Raw genomic sequence first — 18,904 nt, 5'->3', positions numbered from 1 at the left:
GCGGACCGGCCAAAACGCGGCTCAGATCAAGCACGCGAATGCCTTGGAGTTGTTGGGTAAACGGACTGCTGCTCATGGTGCAGGCTCCTCGATTCCGGGGCTTAGACGTTGCCGATCATCGGTAGGTTGAGGCCTTGTTCCTTGGCGCAGTCGATCGCGATCTGGTAACCCGCATCGGCGTGACGCATGACACCGGTGGCCGGGTCGTTGTGCAGCACGCGAGCGATACGCTCGGCCGCTTCGTCAGTGCCGTCGCAGACAATCACCATGCCCGAGTGCTGGGAGAAGCCCATGCCGACGCCACCACCGTGGTGCAGGGAAACCCAGGTCGCGCCGCTCGCGGTGTTGAGCAGAGCGTTGAGCAGTGGCCAGTCGGAGACGGCGTCGGAACCGTCCTGCATCGATTCGGTTTCGCGGTTAGGGCTGGCCACCGAACCGGAGTCCAGGTGGTCGCGACCGATCACGATGGGCGCGGACAATTCGCCGCTGCGCACCATTTCGTTGAACGCCAGACCGAGCTTGGCGCGCAGGCCCAGGCCAACCCAGCAGATACGGGCCGGCAGACCCTGGAAGCTGATGCGTTCGCGGGCCATGTCCAGCCAGTTGTGCAGGTGGGCGTCGTCCGGGATCAGCTCCTTGACCTTGGCGTCGGTCTTGTAGATGTCTTCAGCGTTGCCCGACAGTGCAGCCCAGCGGAACGGGCCGATGCCACGGCAGAACAGCGGACGGATGTAGGCCGGTACGAAGCCTGGGAAATCGAATGCGTTTTCCACGCCTTCTTCCTGGGCCATCTGACGGATGTTGTTGCCGTAGTCGAAAGTCGGCACGCCCATTTTCTGGAAGTCCAACATCGCTTTAACGTGCACGGCCATCGATTGCTTGGCGGCTTTGACCACCATTGCCGGATCGGTGACGGCGCGGTCGCGGTACTGCTCCCAGGTCCAGCCGGCTGGCAGGTAGCCGTTGAGCGGGTCGTGGGCGCTGGTCTGGTCGGTGACCATGTCCGGGCGCACGCCGCGACGGACCAGCTCCGGGAGGATTTCAGCGGCGTTACCCAGCAGGGCAATGGAAATCGCCTTGCCTTCTTTGGTGTATTTGTCGATGCGGGCCAGCGCGTCGTCGAGGTCGGTGGCTTGTTCATCGACGTAGCGGCTGTTCAGGCGGAAGTCGATGCGGCTCTGCTGGCATTCGATGTTCAGCGAGCACGCGCCGGCCAGGGTTGCAGCCAGTGGCTGAGCGCCGCCCATGCCGCCCAGGCCTGCGGTCAGTACCCACTTGCCTTTCAGGTCATCGTTGTAGTGCTGGCGACCGGCTTCGACGAAGGCTTCGTAGGTGCCCTGAACGATGCCCTGGCTGCCGATGTAGATCCAGCTGCCGGCGGTCATCTGGCCGTACATGGCCAGGCCTTTGGCGTCGAGTTCGTTGAAGTGCTCCCAGCTCGCCCAGTGCGGTACCAGGTTGGAGTTGGCAATCAGTACGCGCGGGGCGTTGCTGTGGGTCTTGAACACGCCGACCGGCTTGCCGGATTGCACCAGCAGGGTCTCGTCGTCGTTCAGGTTGGTCAGGCTTTCGACGATCTTGTCGTAGCATTCCCAGTTACGTGCCGCACGACCGATGCCACCGTAAACCACCAGTTCCTTAGGGTTCTCGGCGACTTCCGGGTCGAGGTTGTTCATCAGCATGCGCAGCGGCGCTTCGGTCAGCCAGCTTTTGGCGGTCAGCTTGTTACCGCGGGCAGAGCGGATTTCGACATCACGCAGGCGAGTGGTCTTGGTGGTCATGGTTATCTCCTCATTCAGTGGTGAACGGGGTGGTAGTCACGCTTACAATGTCTGTATACGCTTATACCAACCTGTATGTACAAGTGAATGCAAGTGAAGGGCCAAATGCGCCTGATGAAAGCCGAATGAAAATTAGAAAGTAAATAAAATAGTTTTAAATCAAATAGTTAAGATTTATACGAAATTTCTGAGCGGAGCGGGATGGACGAAAATGTTGTTGCAATTTTTCGATTGGTGGTCACGATAGTTGTGCGTTATGTAACACTTTTTCGCGATCGGCTTGAGGAGTGTCACCATTCTGCCAATTGGGTCGGCACGGGTAACAGCTTCAGAGGGATGGCTAGGGGGAGATGTCTATCGAGCGGCAGGCGGGGGCCGCTCGACCTGTGAGTCAGTTGCCGAACTTGCCTTCGAGGCGATAGCGCGAACCTGGGTAAACCAGGCGTGCGCAACCCACTTGACCCATTGCCGCCCATGTACGACGGCGAATCAGCAGGCACGGTTCATAGCGATTGATTTGCAGAAGCTTGCACTCGGCAGATTTGGCGTGAATCGACTCGACCACGTGCTCGCCTTCGGTCAGCGGGGCCAGTTGAATCAGATAGGCGTAAGGCGTGACCTTGGTAAAGTCCTGCTGCAGATAGGCGGGTGCGACCTCGGCATTGACAAAGCGCTCTTCGATCTGCACCGGCACATCATTTTCGTGATGCACGACAACCGAATGGAACAAGCGCTTGACCCCCTCGAGGGGAAAGGGCATCGAAGCTCGCGCCCGTTCAGGCATCTCTTCAAGCACGACCACTTCACAGCGATGCTCATGACCTCGGGCCGCAATCTCTTCCGCAATGTTGTGGATCTCGAAGAGCGCCGCATGGCCTTTTGGTTCGGCTACAAAAGTGCCTACACCCTGCATGCGCACCAGCGAACCCTCAATGGTCAGTTCTCGCAGCGCCCGGTTGATGGTCATGCGACTCACGCCGAGCAAATTCAGCAGTTCACTTTCAGAGGGCAGTTTGGAATTGGGCAGCCACGCACCGGAGCGAATCTTCTGCATGATGATTTGCTTGACCCGTGCATAAAGCGGGGAGGGGCTTTCGAGCGAAAAGGGCTCGAGGGATGCATTATCCTCAATAGGTTTGGACACAATAATTCCCAATATAAAAATGAATTGCTCCGATAGGCCTGGAGCGAAGTTTACTCTGCAGCCAAGGATACGCCTATGCATGCAATGCATCGACGGGGTAAGGGGGCGCTGTTCTGAACAACCACTTGAGAGCGGCCTGCCGCCAATACTGGAAGCCCGGAAGTCCAACCAGGTTGAGGCGGGGTGATGGGCAATTAACTCAAGATGTACGCGGCTCTGAGCAAGCGCTGTTAGCCCGGTCGTAACATGGGTTCAGTTGAACGTGAGGGGCCGCTTCTGGCCGATTCTGTTGAAAAAGTCGGCCATGGTTTGCGCATCAGAAAAGTACGCGTCCGAGATTGAAATCTTTACTTTTGGCAGAGGCTTCCGGACTCGGATTTCACGTAGCTGCGTGCAAAAAAGGCGTTTTCACTAGTCAATGATCAGGCAGTTTGGGCAGACCGACTGTTTTCAACAGAATCGGCCACTTTCTGCCTCTCGCAAAAGACTGTAATCGACCCAAAGAAACCATTTTCACGCGCTAACCAGGGATTAGCTGTGTTCAGGTTTTCCTGCATTTTTAATCCAGGTATCAAGCTCTGTAACCATTTTGTTGACCTCACTGTCCTCTCGTTCCGAGGGGCGAACAATGGCGTTCCAGGCGATGTCGAGGCCGTCATTCAGGGCGGCCCACGCCAGCTCCCCACGCTCAAGGCTGGGGGTCACCAGGTCCCGTTGCAATATGCTGATTCCGTATCCTGACCGAACCAGTTCAACGATGGCTTCGATCAACTCCACCGTGATCATTCGACGCGGCAAGATGCTGGCAGGGGCGAAAAACCGGTCATATTCCCAGCCACTGGCGCGATCGGTTGAATACGTCACCAGGTTGTAAGTCTTGAAGTCCTCCGCGTAGATATTTTTCCTGCCTGCCAGAGGATGATCGGTCGCCATGATCGCAATCAGGTCGTCCCGAAACAGCGGCAGTTTTGCTACGCCACTAGGCACCATGCCGTCATCGATAATGGATACATCCAGTCTGCCTTGCATCAGGCTCGCGTAAACATCATCGCGGGGCACGGTCACCAGAGTGATTTCAATGTCTGGCCGAAGGCTGGAGTAGTGCTTGATGAATTTTGGAATCCAGCGAAACGGACCGTAGGAGGTGACGCCCATGCGTACAAAAGCGGTGACGCCGCCGGCCATGGATCGGGCTTCGGACTCGGCTTCATTGAGTGTGGCGATGATGTCTTTGGCGGCCCGTTCCAGGCGCACACCGGCAGGGCTGAGTCTGAGCTTTCCTCCTGATCTTTCCGTCAGGCTCACACCCAGCCGCCGCTCCGCTTCGCGCAGGCGGTGACTGACGGCTGAAGGGGTCAGCCATAGACGCTCGGCCACCGCCGTAATCGAATCGACTTCCGACAGGGTTTTCAACATCACAAGGTGATCCAGCGTCAGTCTCATGGCAGGCGACCTGAAAATAATTCACAAAATTGCGTAAAATTATGAGCGTGACTTGTTTTTGGTGCCGTTGCAATCTGAATCCAGCAGAGCCCACCGGAGACCAACAACAATGACTACCCTGCCTTTCACACCTGCGCTCACCCTGGGCGATATCATTGATCTCGAGCGTTACCCCATTACCGATCGCACCAGTCCCGCTTATCTCGCACTGGTCACGCGCAGTCAGGCGTTGCTGGGACAAGAGGGCGTTGCGATCTTTCCGGGTTTTGTTCGTGATCCATCGGTTGTCGCGATGGCGCAACAGACACTTGCCCTGCACTCGCGCATGTTTCATTTTCGGGAAAACCACACGGTTTATTTCAAACCCCAGGACGAAAGCGTTGACCCGGAACATCCGCTCCGGCGCTTGATGAACACGGCAAAAGACACCGTTGCTTATGCCGATATTCCTGCCGACCATTTGATCCGGCAGATCTACGGATCGGACGAAGTCCTTGCTTTCATCAAGGATGTCCTGGATCTGGACACGCTCTATCGTCATGCCGATCCGCTGGCCGCCCTTAACTTGCAGGGCTTCACGGCTGGACAGGAGTTGGGATGGCACTTTGATCGTTCCGACTTCAGCGTCACGCTGTCCCTTCAGGCGGCGAGTGCTGGCGGGGATTTTGAGTACGTGCGCATGCTGCGCAATGAATACGACGATTGCTATGACGCAGTCAGGCAATTCCTCGATGACTCGCAAACACAGCAGATAGAGGTTCTGCCTCAAGTGCCAGGCACCCTGACATTGTTCCGTGGCCGCTATTCATTGCACCGGGTCACGCCGGTGGAAGGAGGCAGGTTGAGGCTCAACGCGGTGTTCGCGTATGTGGATCAACCCAATGTCGAGTTCAGTGCCTATGCCCGGCAATTGTTTTACGGGCGTACCTCCGTTGACCCGGCAGTCTGAGTTTCGCCCATAACAATAAAAGCAATTGATTCACGCCTTTGCCTCACGTGTTTGCGCGCGTACCTGTCCATGCTGAATCAGATGGGCTCGTTTGTTCCTGTGTCGCACACAACAGTTCGCTGCCCCCAATAATAACGATTCGGAGCGTCTGATCATGAAAAACAGGAAGAGTTTGCTGGCCTCGTTACTTACCCTCGGCTTGCTCGTTGGTAGTGCTTCAAGCCAGGCTTCGGGATGGTGTGAATCGGGCAAGCCGGTGAAATTTGCCGGGTTGAACTGGGAGAGCGGGATGCTCCTCACCGACATCATGATGATCGTGCTCAAGGAAGGCTACGGCTGCGCAACGGATCAGTTGGTGGGTAACACCATCATTCTTGAGACCGCGCTGGCCGGCAACGACATTCAAGTGTTTGGCGAAGAGTGGATGGAGCGCAGCGAAGTCTGGAAGAAGGCTGCGGCAGCCGGGAAGGTCGTCGGGGTTGGCGCGCCGATCGTCGGTGCGACTCAAGGCTGGTATGTGCCGCGCTATGTCGTGGAGGGGGACGCAAAACGCAATAGACCGGCGCAAGCACCCGACCTCAAGACAGTCGCCGACCTGAGCAAGTACCCTGGCGTTTTCAAAGACTCGGAGGAGCCGTCCAAAGGCCGCTTCTACAACTGTCCCGCTGGCTGGATCTGCGAACAGGACAATACCGAGATGCTGAAAGAATACGGTCTTGAAAGCACCTTCATCAACTTCCGTCCAGGCACTGGTGCGGCATTGGATGCAGCGGTCCTGTCCAGCTATAAACGCGGTGAACCGGTACTGTTCTACTACTGGTCACCGACCCCGTTGATGGGACAGATCGATGCGATAAGACTGGAAGAAAAGACTGGGGCCAACAAAGACGTCATCACCATGGTCGGGCTCTCCAAGGCGTTTCATGAACAGGCGCCCGAGCTGGTCGCAGTATTGGAGAAGGTCAACATTCCCATCGATCTGCTGAATCAGAATCTGGCCAGGATGACCCGGGAACGCATCGAGTCGCCGAAGCTGGCCAGGATGTTCCTCAAGGAACACCCGGAAGTTTGGCATGCCTGGGTGGATGAAGGCGTAGCAAAAAAGATCGAGGCATCGCTCTAACCGGCCTCCAGGGCAAGGACGCCTGACTTCTGTAACGCCCCTCTGAACACAACCTCTTTACCCTTTCTACAAAGTGGAGGCTTCTCTTTGCCTCCGGGAATCATGACCATGATCAAATCACGAGCGGCCGTCGCCTTCGCGGCGAACCAGCCTCTGCAAATTGTCGAAATCGATGTGGCGCCGCCGCAAGCCGGTGAGGTGCTGGTGCGCATTGTTGCGACAGGCGTGTGCCATACCGATGCGTTTACCTTGTCCGGCGCCGATCCGGAAGGGATCTTCCCCGTCATTCTTGGCCACGAAGGTGGCGGTATTGTCGAAGCGGTGGGCGAGGGGGTGACCTCACTTGCAGTGGGCGATCATGTGATCCCGCTCTACACCCCGGAATGCGGAGACTGCAAATACTGTAAGTCCGGGAAGACCAATCTCTGCCAGAAAATTCGTGCAACCCAGGGCAAGGGATTGATGCCAGACGGCACCAGTCGTTTCTCCTATAACGGCCAGCCCCTGTTCCACTACATGGGCACGTCGACCTTTTCCGAATACACCGTGCTACCCGAAATTTCCCTGGCCAAAATCCCCAAGGATGCGCCACTGGAAAAGGTCTGCCTGCTCGGTTGCGGTGTGACCACCGGCATTGGTGCGGTGCTCAACACTGCAAAAGTGGAAGAGGGCGCCAGCGTGGCGATCTTCGGTCTGGGCGGCATCGGCCTGGCCGCCATTATTGGCGCCACCATGGTCAAGGCCGGTCGCATCATCGCGATCGATATCAACCCGGCCAAGTTCGAAATCGCCAGGCAACTGGGCGCTACCGACTTCATCAACCCCAACGATTACGACAGACCGATCCAGGGCGTGATCGTCGAGATGACCGGGGGCGGTGTCGACTACTCCTTCGAATGCATTGGCAACGTCCATCTCATGCGCGCGGCCCTGGAGTGTTGCCACAAAGGTTGGGGTGAGTCGGTGATTATCGGAGTTGCCGGCGCGGGCCAGGAAATCAGTACCCGACCGTTCCAGCTGGTGACCGGTCGGGTCTGGCGCGGCTCGGCATTTGGCGGTGTTAAAGGCCGCAGCGAACTGCCCACTTATGTCGAGAAGACCCAGGCCGGTGAAATACCGCTCGACACCTTCATCACCCACACCATGGGGCTTGAGGACATCAACAAGGCCTTCGAGTTGATGCATGAAGGCAAGAGCATACGCACCGTTATCCATTTCGATCGCTGATTGAATCGTCCTGGCGTTGAGCGTCTGACGTCTCGCGCACGGGCCAACTGCAATATCTACTCACTGTGTCTTTATAAAGAGAGCATCAAAATGAGCATCTTCACTCACGTCACCGTCGGTACCAACGATCTGCAAAAGGCCCGCAGTTTCTACGACAATGTGCTCAGCACACTCGGCCAGAAACGCATCGCTGATCTGGAAGATAATGGCTCGATCTGGGGTGAGAATGCCCCGTCCTTCTTCGTCCTGAAGCCGGCGAACGGTGCTCCGGCCAGCGTCGGTAACGGTGTCACCATCAGCTTCGAAGCACCGGATCGCGCCGCTATCGATGCCTTCCACGCGGCAGCCCTGGCCTGCGGTGGCACCGACGAAGGTGCACCGGGCCCGCGAGGTTGGGCCCCTAACGCCTATGCGGCCTATGCGGCCTATGCGCGGGACCTGGACGGTAACAAGCTGGCCGTGTACTGCTTCAAGGCTGCGTAAGCTTCATTCAAGCTGCGCATTCACTTCTGTGAGCCGGTCAATCCAACATGAGGTTTTGGTCATTTTCAGAAGATGCCAGTGACACCATGTTTCAGGAGTCGTGTAACAGGCGGCCGGTCGGTAGCCTTTTGCTACCATCAGCCGCAGTTGGTCGGTAGCCGCCTGTTGCGACTGGCAACAACCGATCTATATAGCTACCTTTCGCGAGAGGCAGTTAATGGCCGATTGCTGCCTATCACGAAGGGCGTGAGGCTGCCCTTCGCGCAGGGCAGTTAACGGGCAATAACGGAGGTTGGTGATAGTGTGCCAATAATCAAGAGTCGACATTCACAACTGTCTACTAAACCACCGGCGTTTCGTGGAACCATGAAGCTGTTAACCAAAATCGTTTGTTTGCCCGTGAATACGGTGCGCTCTACTCCGGCGAGTAGCGTAAAACTACAGGAGTCTGATGGCGCTGGACTCTATAACTCTATAAGCAGTGCAGATCGCATTAAGTCGAACTGAAAACCTGAAGGCCCCGTGCAGCCTGGATATTTTCTCAGGCAGTCGCCGCAGCCTGGTCTGGTTGCCGGCACTCCCGGCTTGCCGAGCCCGCCCGCCGGCCATACGATTCGACTATTCCTCAGGCGGAGGAGTCATTGTGAAGCCGGTGATGCTCCTGACGCGCATCCTGGCGCCTGCCATCGCTCTGGCGCTGGCATCCGCCGGCCTGCATGCCGACGACCCGTTCGCGCCGTTGCGCGACGCCATGGTGCGGGAGATCGCCAACATGTCGTCCGTCACCCGCGACGAAACCGGCAGAGTCGAGTTTGCCGCGCCGGTGATGGCCGCTATAGCCAAGGTGCCACGCCATAAGTTCGTCCCGCCCGACGAGGTGCCCTACGCCTACGAGAACCGGCCGCTGCCGATCGGCTACGGCCAGACCATCTCCCAGCCCTACATCGTCGCCCTGATGACCGACCTGGCGCAGGTCGGGCCCGGCGACGTGGTACTCGAGATCGGCACCGGCTCGGGCTACCAGGCGGCGATCCTCGCCGAGCTGGCGCAGGCGGTCTACACGATGGAGATCATCGAGCCGCTGGCAGTGCAGGCCGGGGAGCGCCTGGGCCGGCTAGGATATGCGAAGGTGCAGGCCCGGCTGGGCGATGGCTACCACGGCTGGCCCGAGCACGGGCCTTACGACGCCATCCTCGTCACCGCCGCCGCCAGCCATGTGCCGCCGCCACTGATCGCCCAGCTCAAGGCCGGCGGACGGATGGTAATCCCGGTCGGCGCGCCGTTCATGATCCAGTACCTGCTGCTGATCGAGAAGGCCGGCGATGGCAGTGTGTCCACCCGGCAGTTGCTGCCTGTGCGCTTCGTGCCGCTGGTCGGAGGAGATTGAGCATGCATTCGCCGCCGTTGCTCGCCCTGGCGCTGCTGTCTGCCTCCGTGCTCGGCTATGAGGTGCTGCTGCTGCGGCTGCTTTCGATCATCCAGTGGCACCATTTCGCCTACATGATGATCAGCGTCGCGCTGCTCGGCTACGGCGCTGCCGGCACCGCAGTGGCGCTGGCACGGCCTGTGCTGGCGCCGCGCTTCCACGGCGTGTTCATCGGCGGCGCGGTGCTGTTCGGGCTGAGCGCCATCGCCTGCTTCAGCCTGGCCCAGCAGGTTCCGTTCAATCCCCTCGAGATCCTCTGGGACGCGCGGCAGTCGGCGCGCCTGCTGATGATCTACCTGCTGCTGTTCGTGCCGTTCTTCTGCGCGGCGGTGTGCATCTGCCTGACCTTCACCTGCTTTCAGGAACAGATTCACCGGATCTACGCTTTCGACATTCTCGGCGCCGGCTTGGGCAGCCTGGCGATCGTCGCCGCGCTGTTCGCTCTGACGCCCGTCGATGCGCTGCGGCTGCTGGGCGGCACCGGCATCGCCGCCGGGGCGCTGGCCGGCATGGCTTGCACGGGGCACAGGCACTGGCTCGTGCCGTTGCTGCTGGCGGCGGCGGTCGCGGTGCCGGCCGGCGTGCCCGGGCGCTGGATCGCCCTGTCGCCCTCCGAGTACAAGGAACTGAGCCAGACGCTGCGTATCAAGGATGCGCGCGCAATCGCCCAGACCTGGAGTCCGCTGGGCCTGCTCACGGTCGTCGACAGCCCGACCATTCCCCTGCGCTACGCACCGGGCCTAAGCCTCAACGCGACGCAGGAACCGCCCGCACAACTGGCCATCTTCACCGACGGCGACGGCCTTTCCGTGCTGAACCGCTATGACGGACGCCGCGAGCCGCTCGCCTACCTGGACTACCTGACCTCGGCTCTGCCCTATCACCTACTGCGGCAACCCCGCGTGCTGGTGCTGGGCAGCGGCGCCGGCGCCGATGTGCTGCAGGCGATCTACCACGGCGCCAGCGCGGTGGATGCCATCGAACTGAACCCGCAGGTGATCGATCTGGTCCAGCGCCGCTTCGCCGACTTCTCCGGTAAGCCTTACAGCGCGCCCAACGTCCGTGTGCTGATCGGCGAGGCGCGCGGCCTGGTGGCTTCGCGCGGCGAGCCTTACGAGCTGATCCAGATCGCCCTGCTGGACTCCTTCGGCACCGCCTCGGGCGGCCTGCATGCGTTGTCCGAGAACTACCTGTACACGGTGGAGGCCTTCACCGAGTACCTGCGCCATCTCGCGCCCGGCGGCCTGCTGGCCATCACCCGCTGGGTCACCCTGCCGCCGCGCGATGTTCCCAGGCTGCTGGCCACCGCGGCCGCGGCCATCGAGCGCGACGGGCAGGCCAGCGCGGCGCGCCGCATCGTCATGATCCGCGGCTGGAAGACCGCGACGCTGCTGGTCAGCAACAGGGATTTTGACGACGCCGGCATCGCCGTGCTGCGGGAGTTCTGCCGGGCGCGCTCCTTCGACCTGGCCTACTACCCCGGGATGACCGTGACCGAGGCGAACCGCTACAACCTGCTCGACCGGCCCTGGTTCTTCGACGCGGCGCAGGCCCTGCTGTCCGGCGAGCGCGCGGAGTTCCTGGCGCACTACAAGTTCGACGTGCGTCCGACCACGGATGATCGGCCGTATTTCTTCCTCTTCTTCAAGTGGCGCTCGCTGCCGGAACTGCTGGCGCTGAAGGCGCAGGGCGGCCTGTCAATGCTGGAGTGGGGCTATCCGGTGCTGATCGCCACGCTGCTGCAGTCCGGCGTGGCCGCCGTGCTGCTGATCCTGGCGCCGCTATGGGTGGCGCGGCGGCGCCAGCGGCGCTCTCGAAATGCGGCTTTGGCCAGGTTCGAACTTCGGGTCGTGTCCTACTTCGCCGCCATCGGCGGTGCCTTCATGTTCATGGAAATCGCCTTCATCCAGAAGTTCACCCTGTTCCTCAGCCACCCGTTGTATTCGGTGGCAGTAACGCTCAGTGCGTTCCTGATCTTCGCTGGCCTCGGCAGCCGTTACTCCGGCCGGCGGCGGGGGGACATTGGAACGGGTGTGGGGCCCCGTCATCCGCTGGCGCGTCCGGTCCTGGCGATCTGCGCGATCGTGCTTCTCTACCTGATCGTCCTGCCCCCGTTGTTCCAGTTGCTGGCGCCGGTGCAGACCCTCGCCAGGTTCGGCATCTGCGCCGCGCTGGTAGCGCCGCTGGCGTTCGCCATGGGCATGCCGTTTCCGCTCGGACTCGGGCGCGTCTCCGCGCGCGCCGAAGCACTGGTGCCGATCGCCTGGGGCGTCAACGCCAGCGTATCGGTGGTGGCGGCCGTGCTGGCGACCCTGCTGGCGATCCACCTGGGCTTCACCGTGGTGTTGCTGCTAGCGTTGCTGCTGTATCTCGCGGCGGCGGTCGCGTTTCCCTGATCGCGGCGGTTTGGAAAAAGGGGACAGATTTATTTCTCTACTCTAGAACTGACTAACTAGACAGAGTTAGAGTGAAAAATAAATCCATCCCCCGTTTTCTCGTCAGTCTATTACCAACCAGACTCAAATCTGATCTGCATCGTGGTAGATCTGCGCAAAGCTCAGCAGACCGACCAGCTCCTCGATTTCCGCCAAGGATTTTTGCCTGGCCTTCCACTCCGGCGTGACGACAAACTCCATGGGCAGGCTTGATAGATCTTGCTCGAGAACAAAAGCAAAGACTTGGAGCTTTCTGTCCTTTATTGCGCAAATCACCTTCCAGAAGCGAGAAGGAATTTGGACTCGCTCGGTTCCTGGAAACGTTTCATCGTCGTTGGACAGAATCGGTCCTGCAAAAATGCAGTAACGCTCGGAATCTGCCTGAGCACCAATGAAATTCTCCAGCCGTCCCCAAATGCCACTTTTCCCGGACTGGTTAAAGTTTCCGCGCTGCGGTGAGCAGTTGGTCACGTGGTAGGTATCACCGTTCGCCCGTTGAATTTGTTCAAACGAATTTCCCCAACAGACGTCTTCTCGACGAACAATATGACCCTTGTCGAACGCACCATTGTCTTTGGTGTAAAACCGATCTGGAATCTGAAAGCGCTCCTCAACGCGAGGGTCCAAGACCCACTTTTCCATCTCACCTTTTTTGAGTAGCCCCGTGAGTGCTGTTCGAGTGTAGTCACGTCCCAGTTGTGGTTGCTTTACCTCCACCCGACCATCAACGTTAGAAGCGGTAAAGATTGCCAGCTTCCTTTCGCGGTGAAGAACGATACTGAAGTGCTCATAAGGGATGATCGTATCGCCGCCCTTGGTTGGGGCGATCAGCAATGGATCCTTAACGGTGGGGAGCGGTGTACCGATGCCAAGAAAATTCGAATTGAACCCAAGCCTGGTCGAGTAATCAGTATCGACAATTGGTTCCTTGTAAACCTCTGTAACGACCGACAAGTCTGTCACATCAGGTACATCACTGCCTGTTGGGTTTGACTGCGTCCCGAGTCCCAGGCGTGCAACGAGACCGGCTAATGGCTCACCAAGCTCAAGCACCAAAGTCCCTATCTCCAAACGCCCTTTACCGGCACCAAATGTAGACGCAGGTATTGTTGCGGGAGTAGTCACAGGCGTAGGTGCAATTACACTGACCTGCGGAGCAAGCTCCTCATCCAGACGTGATGCATGAAACGCGTTGGACAGGATATCTCCACCTTCTCGCGCTGCTACAAGCTCTGCCAAATACCCTAGATTTTCCGGTGCCGTCTGATCGATGTGAGCACAAATACTGCTCACACGAATACCTTCGTTGGCTTCCCAATCCACAAGTGAATCGTCGATGCCATCAAGGCTATCGACAGCACTGCCGTCGCGTAACATCGGTCGGCCAGCGGCATCTTTCTTCGGCACACCCGAGTGGTGCAACGCCACAACCTGGAAACTATCGTTTAGAACAGCCGCTCCACTGGAGCCGGGAGCAGTATCGCTTCGGTACCAAAGCACATCCGCAATACTGTCATCCGTACATTCATTTTCTCGAATAGCCCATTGTCGAGCCGCACCACCAGGATGTTGGACGATGGTCAGCCATTCCCCCTTCACAGCCTTGCCACTGGTAGGCAGCAAGCGGTGATAGCCGAAACGCGTCAAAGAAGTAGATCCATCTATTGATTTTGGTTCAACGGCTACCAAGGTGAAGTCCAACTCGACGTTGTTGAAAAAATACAAGTCGGGCCGCAGATGAAATCGATATGTTGGTTCAGGATCGCCTGCAATGTTCAGGCGATAGTTAAACTCGGCCAATGACGGGGCTGCCTCTTCGACGCTTCCCAAGACATGCTCATTGGTAAGTAGCAGTCGCGGCGACACCATGAACCCCGTTCCGGAGCCAAGAGACCGCCCATCCTCTGCCCGAACCAGAATGCGGCAAACCGGCATGCCCGCCAACAAAGCCCGATCGAAGAAAAACTCGTCGACCAGATCGTTCGTCCCCATGATCCGCTCTTGCTCGACCTTGGTTGGCTGAGCGCCTCCGGCCGACAAGAAAGCACGTCTCACCAAGAGCTTGAGGGGCAAAGAGTGAGCTTCAACCGCTGGCCCAATATTCAGTGGTTGATTGCTAGCGCCGCTTAAAGCCGCCTTGGCGGCTCGTCTCGCGCTCAGGTCCAATTGGTGCTGTCGAACGAAGCCCATTTCGTCTCTCCTTGTCCATATGGCACGCAGGGCTAGCCACGCGCTAGCAGACATAGGTTAGACGAAGAAAAGTTACGCAATCACCAATGTTACGGGGCTTCGCGAAGGGATGAGCATAGGCAGAGCCCATGGGTAGGGCGCGTCTATGGAACTCGCATCTGACGTCTGACAGTCTTCAGACCTGGGTCGTTTCGGGCTTATCCTCCTGTCATGGTTAGCCAGCCCGAGGTCGAACTGGTGCTGCTCAACGGCGAGTCGGTGGGATTCGAGCGGGTGATCTTCGACAGCGACCGGCTGGCGGTGTATCCCAAGTTCGAAGCGCTGGACATCAGCCCGCTGCTCAAGGTTCGTGCACAACCTTTACGGGTGCTGCGCATGAGCGGCTTCGACACCCTCTACGACAATGGTTTCGAGGATGGCGAGATCGCCGAGATCGCTTCGCAGCAAGGCCGCATCGTGCCAACCCGCGACCGCGAACTGCTCAAGAGGCGGATCATCAGCCACGGCTGTTACGTGCATGCCCTGAAACCGTCGCTGCAGCTGCGCGAATTGTACGAGCGCCTCGACCTGGCGCGTAACGCGCACTCGCGTTTAAGTGGATTCGGATTCTGTATCGGTGCTGGCAGTCCAGGACGCTCTACGATGAAACCACCTATTTGAATGCCTTGAGGAAGCGCGGTTCACCGCTCCTGAAGAACGTCGATTTAGGTTGACTGACTTCCTCAGGGCGTGAAGCGGACTGTCGAATTCGTCGAACTTCATCATCAACTCTGTGCTTCCTGAGCAACATCACCCAATGGGTTTTTGAGTTGCCGGTAAGCGCCAGCTGGCAATGAAGCACATCAATGGCGGGAGATTGGGATGCGGCTAAAAGAGTTGAGCTGGTCCTTCCGGAGACTGGCATTTGCAACTCGGATTTCGATGAAGTCGATGATCGCTTGAAGGCTTCGGCAAGTCCGGCGTCTTGTTGCGGCACTGGAGGGACAATTCCTGAGGTCGCACCTCGCCGGGTTGTTGCAAAGCCTGGTGCACAGCCACCGAGCCCGCCCTCGATGACCGGGGCGGGTTAGGGGCGACCTATTTCTGCATGAATGACAGGTTCATTACAGAAACCATATATATGCCGCCACAGATGTTTGAAGAGGCCCGTAAGCGAATTACGTAGCTTATGCCTTGATACACGGCTTTCATTGAAGGTTAGCTGCGGAATTCAATCGCTTTGATGGATTGATCTGCCGTTGACTCTTTACATTACATACGGGAAAACATATATTCGTTAAACCATATATGGCCTGAGGCTTCACAATGAGATGTTCGTCTTGGTCAAAAACAAACTCTGAGAACCGATATGGCTGACCATCTGACACCGACCACTGTTTTCAAATGCCTGGCTGACGACACTCGGGTCCGCACGATGATGCTGATCACCCGCGAAGGAGAGCTTTGTGTTTGCGAACTGACCTGCGCGTTGAACGAGAGTCAGCCAAAAATCTCCAGGCACCTCGCGCAACTTCGGACTTGCGGTCTGTTGTCAGACCGTCGGCAAGGCCAGTGGGTCTATTACCGACTGCATCCAAATATGCCGGACTGGGTTCATCAAGTGCTGACCACGGTGCTCGAAAGCAACAAGCATTGGTTAAGTCCTGATGCCAAACGCCTTGATGAAATGGGCGACCGTCCTGAGCGGGCACTCGCCTGCTGTTAAAGCCAGATCGTTGGATTCCACCTTCGACTACGAGATCGCTCGATGAAAATCTTGTTCCTTTGCACTGGCAACAGTTGCCGCAGCATCCTCTGCAGGAGCAATGACCATGAGTAAAAGCCGCCTTTCCTTCCTGGACCGTTACCTGACCCTGTGGATTTTTCTCGCCATGGCGTTGGGTATTGGTTTGGGGAGCCTGTTTGAAGGCTGGCCGCAGTGGCTCAACAGTCTGTCTGTGGGCACCACCAACATCCCCATCGCTATCGGCTTGATCGTGATGATGTATCCGCCTCTGGCCAAGGTTCGTTATGAGGAACTGCCGGAAGTCTTCAAGGACAAGCGCATCCTCGTTTTGTCTTTGGTCCAGAACTGGGTCATCGGCCCGGTGTTGATGTTCGCACTGGCGATCATCTTCTTGCGGGACCAGCCGGAATACATGACGGGCCTGATCCTGATCGGCTTGGCTCGTTGCATCGCGATGGTGCTGGTCTGGAATCAGATCGCAGGTGGCAACAATCAGTACGTCGCTGGATTGGTGGCGTTCAACAGCATCTTCCAGATCCTGTTTTTCAGTGTGTACGCCTGGGTCTTCCTTGGGCTGTTGCCGCCGCTGTTCGGGCTGGAAGGCAGTGTGATTGAGACCAGCATTGTCAGCATCGCCGAGTCGGTCCTGATCTACCTGGGCGTGCCGTTCCTGGCAGGTTTCCTGACCCGCAGGATCCTCATCGCTCGTAAAGGCGAAGCCTGGTTCCAGGAACGCTTCATTGCGAAGATCAGTCCGCTGACGCTGGTGGCACTGCTGTTGACCATCGTGGCCATGTTCAGCCTCAAGGGTGATGTGGTGCTGCAATTGCCGCTGGATGTATTGCGCATCGCGATCCCCCTGACGATCTATTTCGTGGTGATGTTCTTCATCAGCTTCTGGATGGGCAAGCTGCTCAATGCTGACTATCCACGCACCACCGCGTTGGCTTTCACCGCCGCAAGCAACAACTTCGAATTGGCGATTGCCGTGGCCATTGCCACCTTCGGCCTGGCTTCCCCGGTCGCTTTCGCCACGGTGATTGGCCCGTTGGTGGAAGTGCCGGTACTGATTTCCCTGGTTGGTGTGGCCCTCTGGTTGAAACGCCGCTGGTTCGATGAATCCAAGAGCGCCGTTGCGCAGGACAAAGACTATGTTTGATAACCATATCCCCCAACTCGATACCGAACTGGTTGATCTCCCGACGGCTGACAAGCTTGGTATTGAACAGACCTCCATTCATAAGCCGCGCATTTTGCTGTTGTACGGATCGACTCGTGAGCGGTCCTTCAGTCGTCTGCTGGTAGAGGAGGCTGCTCGACTGCTGGAGCACTTCGGCGCCGAGACGCGGATATTCAATCCATCCGGTTTGCCGCTGCCAGATGACGCACCCGACGATCATCCACGGGTGAAGGAACTTCGTGACTTGGTGTTGTGGTCCGAAGGACAGGTCTGGTGCTCTCCAGAGCGTCACGGAAACATGAGCGCAGTGTTCAAAGCGCAGATCGACTGGGTGCCACTGGCCATGGGCGCGGTACGCCCGACCCAGGGCAAAACCCTCGCCGTCATGCAGGTGTGCGGTGGCTCGCAGTCGTTCAACGTGGTCAATCAGCTGCGAGTGCTGGGACGTTGGATGCGCATGTTCACCATCCCAAACCAATCCTCCGTACCGAAGGCCTATATGGAATTCGACGACAACGGTCGGATGAAGCCTTCTCCGTTCTACGACCGTGTCGTTGATGTGATGGAAGAGTTGGTGAAATTCACGCTGCTGCTTCGCGACCGTCAGGACTATCTGGTGGATCGTTATTCCGAGCGCAAGGAGTCGGCGGAAGAACTCATGAAACGTGTCAATCAGCGCTCCATCTGAGGATATTTCACCGTGCAACAACACCCATATTCCGTACTGCCCTTGGTACAGTTCGACACCCAGTCGAACTCCCACTGACAACAGAGACAGAGCACTACAACATGACTATCAAAGTTGGCATCAATGGTTTTGGCCGGATCGGTCGCCTCGCTCTGCGAGCAGCCTGGAGCTGGCCAGAGTTCGAGTTCGTGCAGATCAACGATCCAGCGGGTGACGCGGCGACTCATGCACACCTGTTGAACTTCGACTCCGTGCATGGCCGTTGGAACAACGAAGCCAGCGCCGAAGGCGATAGCGTCGTCATCGACAGTAAGCGGATCAAAGTAACGGCTAACAAGGCAATTGCCGATACCGACTGGTCGGATTGTGATCTGGTGATTGAAGCCAGCGGCAAGATGAAGACCGTCGCTGTGCTTCAGGCTTACTTGGACCAAGGTGTGAAACGTGTGGTGGTCTGTGCGCCGGTCAAGGAGCAAGGCGCCTTGAACGTGGTGATGGGTGTTAACCAGCACCTGTTCGACCCTGCGCAGCACCGCATCGTCACCGCCGCTTCCTGCACCACCAATTGCCTGGCCCCTGTCGTCAAAGTCATCCACGAAAAACTGGGCATTCGCCACGGTTCGATCACCACCATCCACGACCTCACCAACACCCAGAGCATCCTCGACCAGCCGCACAAGGATCTGCGTCGTGCGCGTGCATCCGGGATGAGTTTGATTCCAACCAGCACCGGCTCGGCCACCGCCATTGCCGAAATCTTCCCGGAGTTACGTGGACGCCTCAATGGCCACGCCGTACGCGTGCCGCTGGCCAACGCTTCGCTGACTGACTGTGTCTTTGAAGTCGAGCGTGCCACCACTGTCGAAGAGGTCAATCAGTTCCTCAAGGACGCTTCCGAGAACGAGCTGAAAGACATTCTCGGATTCGAGGAGCGTCCACTGGTGTCCATCGACTACCGTACCGACCCGCGTTCATCGATTATCGATGCGCTGTCGACTATGGTCATCAACGGCACCCAGGTCAAACTCTATGCCTGGTACGACAACGAGTGGGGCTATGCCAACCGCACCGTCGAATTGGCCAAAATGGTTGGTCTGGCAGTCTAAGGA

14 protein-coding genes and 1 pseudogene are annotated in these 18,904 nt (G+C 58.0%); 11 read left to right on the top strand and 4 right to left on the bottom strand.

The window, feature by feature from the left end:
* Positions 1–101 precede the first annotated feature (101 nt).
* From hutU to KGA85_RS02900, 3 genes are all read right to left on the bottom strand, one after another.
* Positions 102–1,781 carry a urocanate hydratase gene (hutU, locus tag KGA85_RS02910; RefSeq protein WP_223532136.1) on the bottom strand — a complete coding sequence of 560 codons (1,680 nt, stop codon included), beginning with the start codon at positions 1,779–1,781 and terminating at the stop codon, positions 102–104.
* A 391-nt stretch (positions 1,782–2,172) separates the two neighbouring features.
* Positions 2,173–2,925: a histidine utilization repressor gene (hutC, locus tag KGA85_RS02905; RefSeq protein ID WP_046038586.1), complete on the bottom strand. Its 753-nt coding sequence runs from the start codon at positions 2,923–2,925 to the stop codon at positions 2,173–2,175.
* A 531-nt stretch (positions 2,926–3,456) separates the two neighbouring features.
* Positions 3,457–4,368, bottom strand: coding sequence for a LysR family transcriptional regulator (locus KGA85_RS02900; protein WP_223456349.1), 912 nt, complete (start codon positions 4,366–4,368; stop codon positions 3,457–3,459).
* A gap of 109 nt (positions 4,369–4,477) precedes the next feature.
* Between KGA85_RS02900 and KGA85_RS02895 the strand changes: the two genes are divergently transcribed.
* The 6 genes from KGA85_RS02895 to KGA85_RS02870 all read left to right on the top strand — a co-directional run bounded on the left by KGA85_RS02895 (position 4,478) and on the right by KGA85_RS02870 (position 11,972).
* Entirely contained in the window at positions 4,478–5,317 is an 840-nt protein-coding gene (locus KGA85_RS02895) for a hypothetical protein (protein ID WP_223456348.1), read from the top strand.
* Between the two features lie 154 nt (positions 5,318–5,471).
* Positions 5,472–6,440: an ABC transporter substrate-binding protein gene (locus KGA85_RS02890; RefSeq protein ID WP_223456360.1), complete on the top strand. Its 969-nt coding sequence runs from the start codon at positions 5,472–5,474 to the stop codon at positions 6,438–6,440.
* A gap of 108 nt (positions 6,441–6,548) precedes the next feature.
* Positions 6,549–7,667 carry an S-(hydroxymethyl)glutathione dehydrogenase/class III alcohol dehydrogenase gene (locus KGA85_RS02885; RefSeq protein WP_223456347.1) on the top strand — a complete coding sequence of 373 codons (1,119 nt, stop codon included), beginning with the start codon at positions 6,549–6,551 and terminating at the stop codon, positions 7,665–7,667.
* A 90-nt stretch (positions 7,668–7,757) separates the two neighbouring features.
* A complete protein-coding gene (locus KGA85_RS02880; protein ID WP_223532137.1) occupies positions 7,758–8,150 on the top strand; it encodes a VOC family protein in 393 nt (130 codons plus the stop codon).
* 643 nt (positions 8,151–8,793) lie between these two features.
* Positions 8,794–9,537: a protein-L-isoaspartate(D-aspartate) O-methyltransferase gene (locus KGA85_RS02875; RefSeq protein WP_223456345.1), complete on the top strand. Its 744-nt coding sequence runs from the start codon at positions 8,794–8,796 to the stop codon at positions 9,535–9,537.
* A gap of 2 nt (positions 9,538–9,539) precedes the next feature.
* The gene (locus tag KGA85_RS02870) at positions 9,540–11,972 is read left to right on the top strand and encodes an SAM-dependent methyltransferase (protein WP_223456344.1); all 2,433 of its coding nucleotides are present in this window, start codon (positions 9,540–9,542) and stop codon (positions 11,970–11,972) included.
* Between the two features lie 123 nt (positions 11,973–12,095).
* Here KGA85_RS02870 and KGA85_RS02865 read toward each other — a convergent pair whose 3' ends face one another.
* Positions 12,096–14,201 (bottom strand): DNA/RNA non-specific endonuclease, encoded by a 2,106-nt coding sequence (locus KGA85_RS02865; RefSeq protein ID WP_223456343.1) that lies wholly within the window; start codon positions 14,199–14,201, stop codon positions 12,096–12,098.
* A gap of 213 nt (positions 14,202–14,414) precedes the next feature.
* Here KGA85_RS02865 and KGA85_RS02860 point away from each other — a divergent pair.
* The 5 genes and pseudogenes from KGA85_RS02860 to KGA85_RS02835 all read left to right on the top strand — a co-directional run.
* Positions 14,415–14,831, top strand: a pseudogene (locus KGA85_RS02860) (Mut7-C RNAse domain-containing protein); the annotation flags it as partial.
* Positions 14,832–15,549: 718 nt separating this feature from the next.
* Positions 15,550–15,906, top strand: coding sequence for a metalloregulator ArsR/SmtB family transcription factor (locus KGA85_RS02850; RefSeq protein WP_223456341.1), 357 nt, complete (start codon positions 15,550–15,552; stop codon positions 15,904–15,906).
* A gap of 106 nt (positions 15,907–16,012) precedes the next feature.
* Positions 16,013–17,086 (top strand): ACR3 family arsenite efflux transporter, encoded by a 1,074-nt coding sequence (arsB, locus tag KGA85_RS02845; protein WP_223456340.1) that lies wholly within the window; start codon positions 16,013–16,015, stop codon positions 17,084–17,086.
* Positions 17,079–17,795: an arsenical resistance protein ArsH gene (arsH, locus tag KGA85_RS02840; RefSeq protein WP_223456339.1), complete on the top strand. Its 717-nt coding sequence runs from the start codon at positions 17,079–17,081 to the stop codon at positions 17,793–17,795. The genes arsB and arsH overlap by 8 nt, the downstream gene beginning before the upstream one ends.
* Positions 17,796–17,896: 101 nt before the next feature.
* Entirely contained in the window at positions 17,897–18,901 is a 1,005-nt protein-coding gene (locus tag KGA85_RS02835) for an ArsJ-associated glyceraldehyde-3-phosphate dehydrogenase (RefSeq protein WP_223456338.1), read from the top strand.
* The last annotated feature ends 3 nt before the right edge of the window (positions 18,902–18,904 follow it).

This window comes from Pseudomonas sp. GL-B-12 (genome assembly GCF_019955895.1).
Taxonomy (GTDB): domain Bacteria; phylum Pseudomonadota; class Gammaproteobacteria; order Pseudomonadales; family Pseudomonadaceae; genus Aquipseudomonas.
The sequence above is the reverse complement of the archived record's forward strand: the minus strand, read 5'-3'. Positions and strand labels throughout refer to the sequence as shown.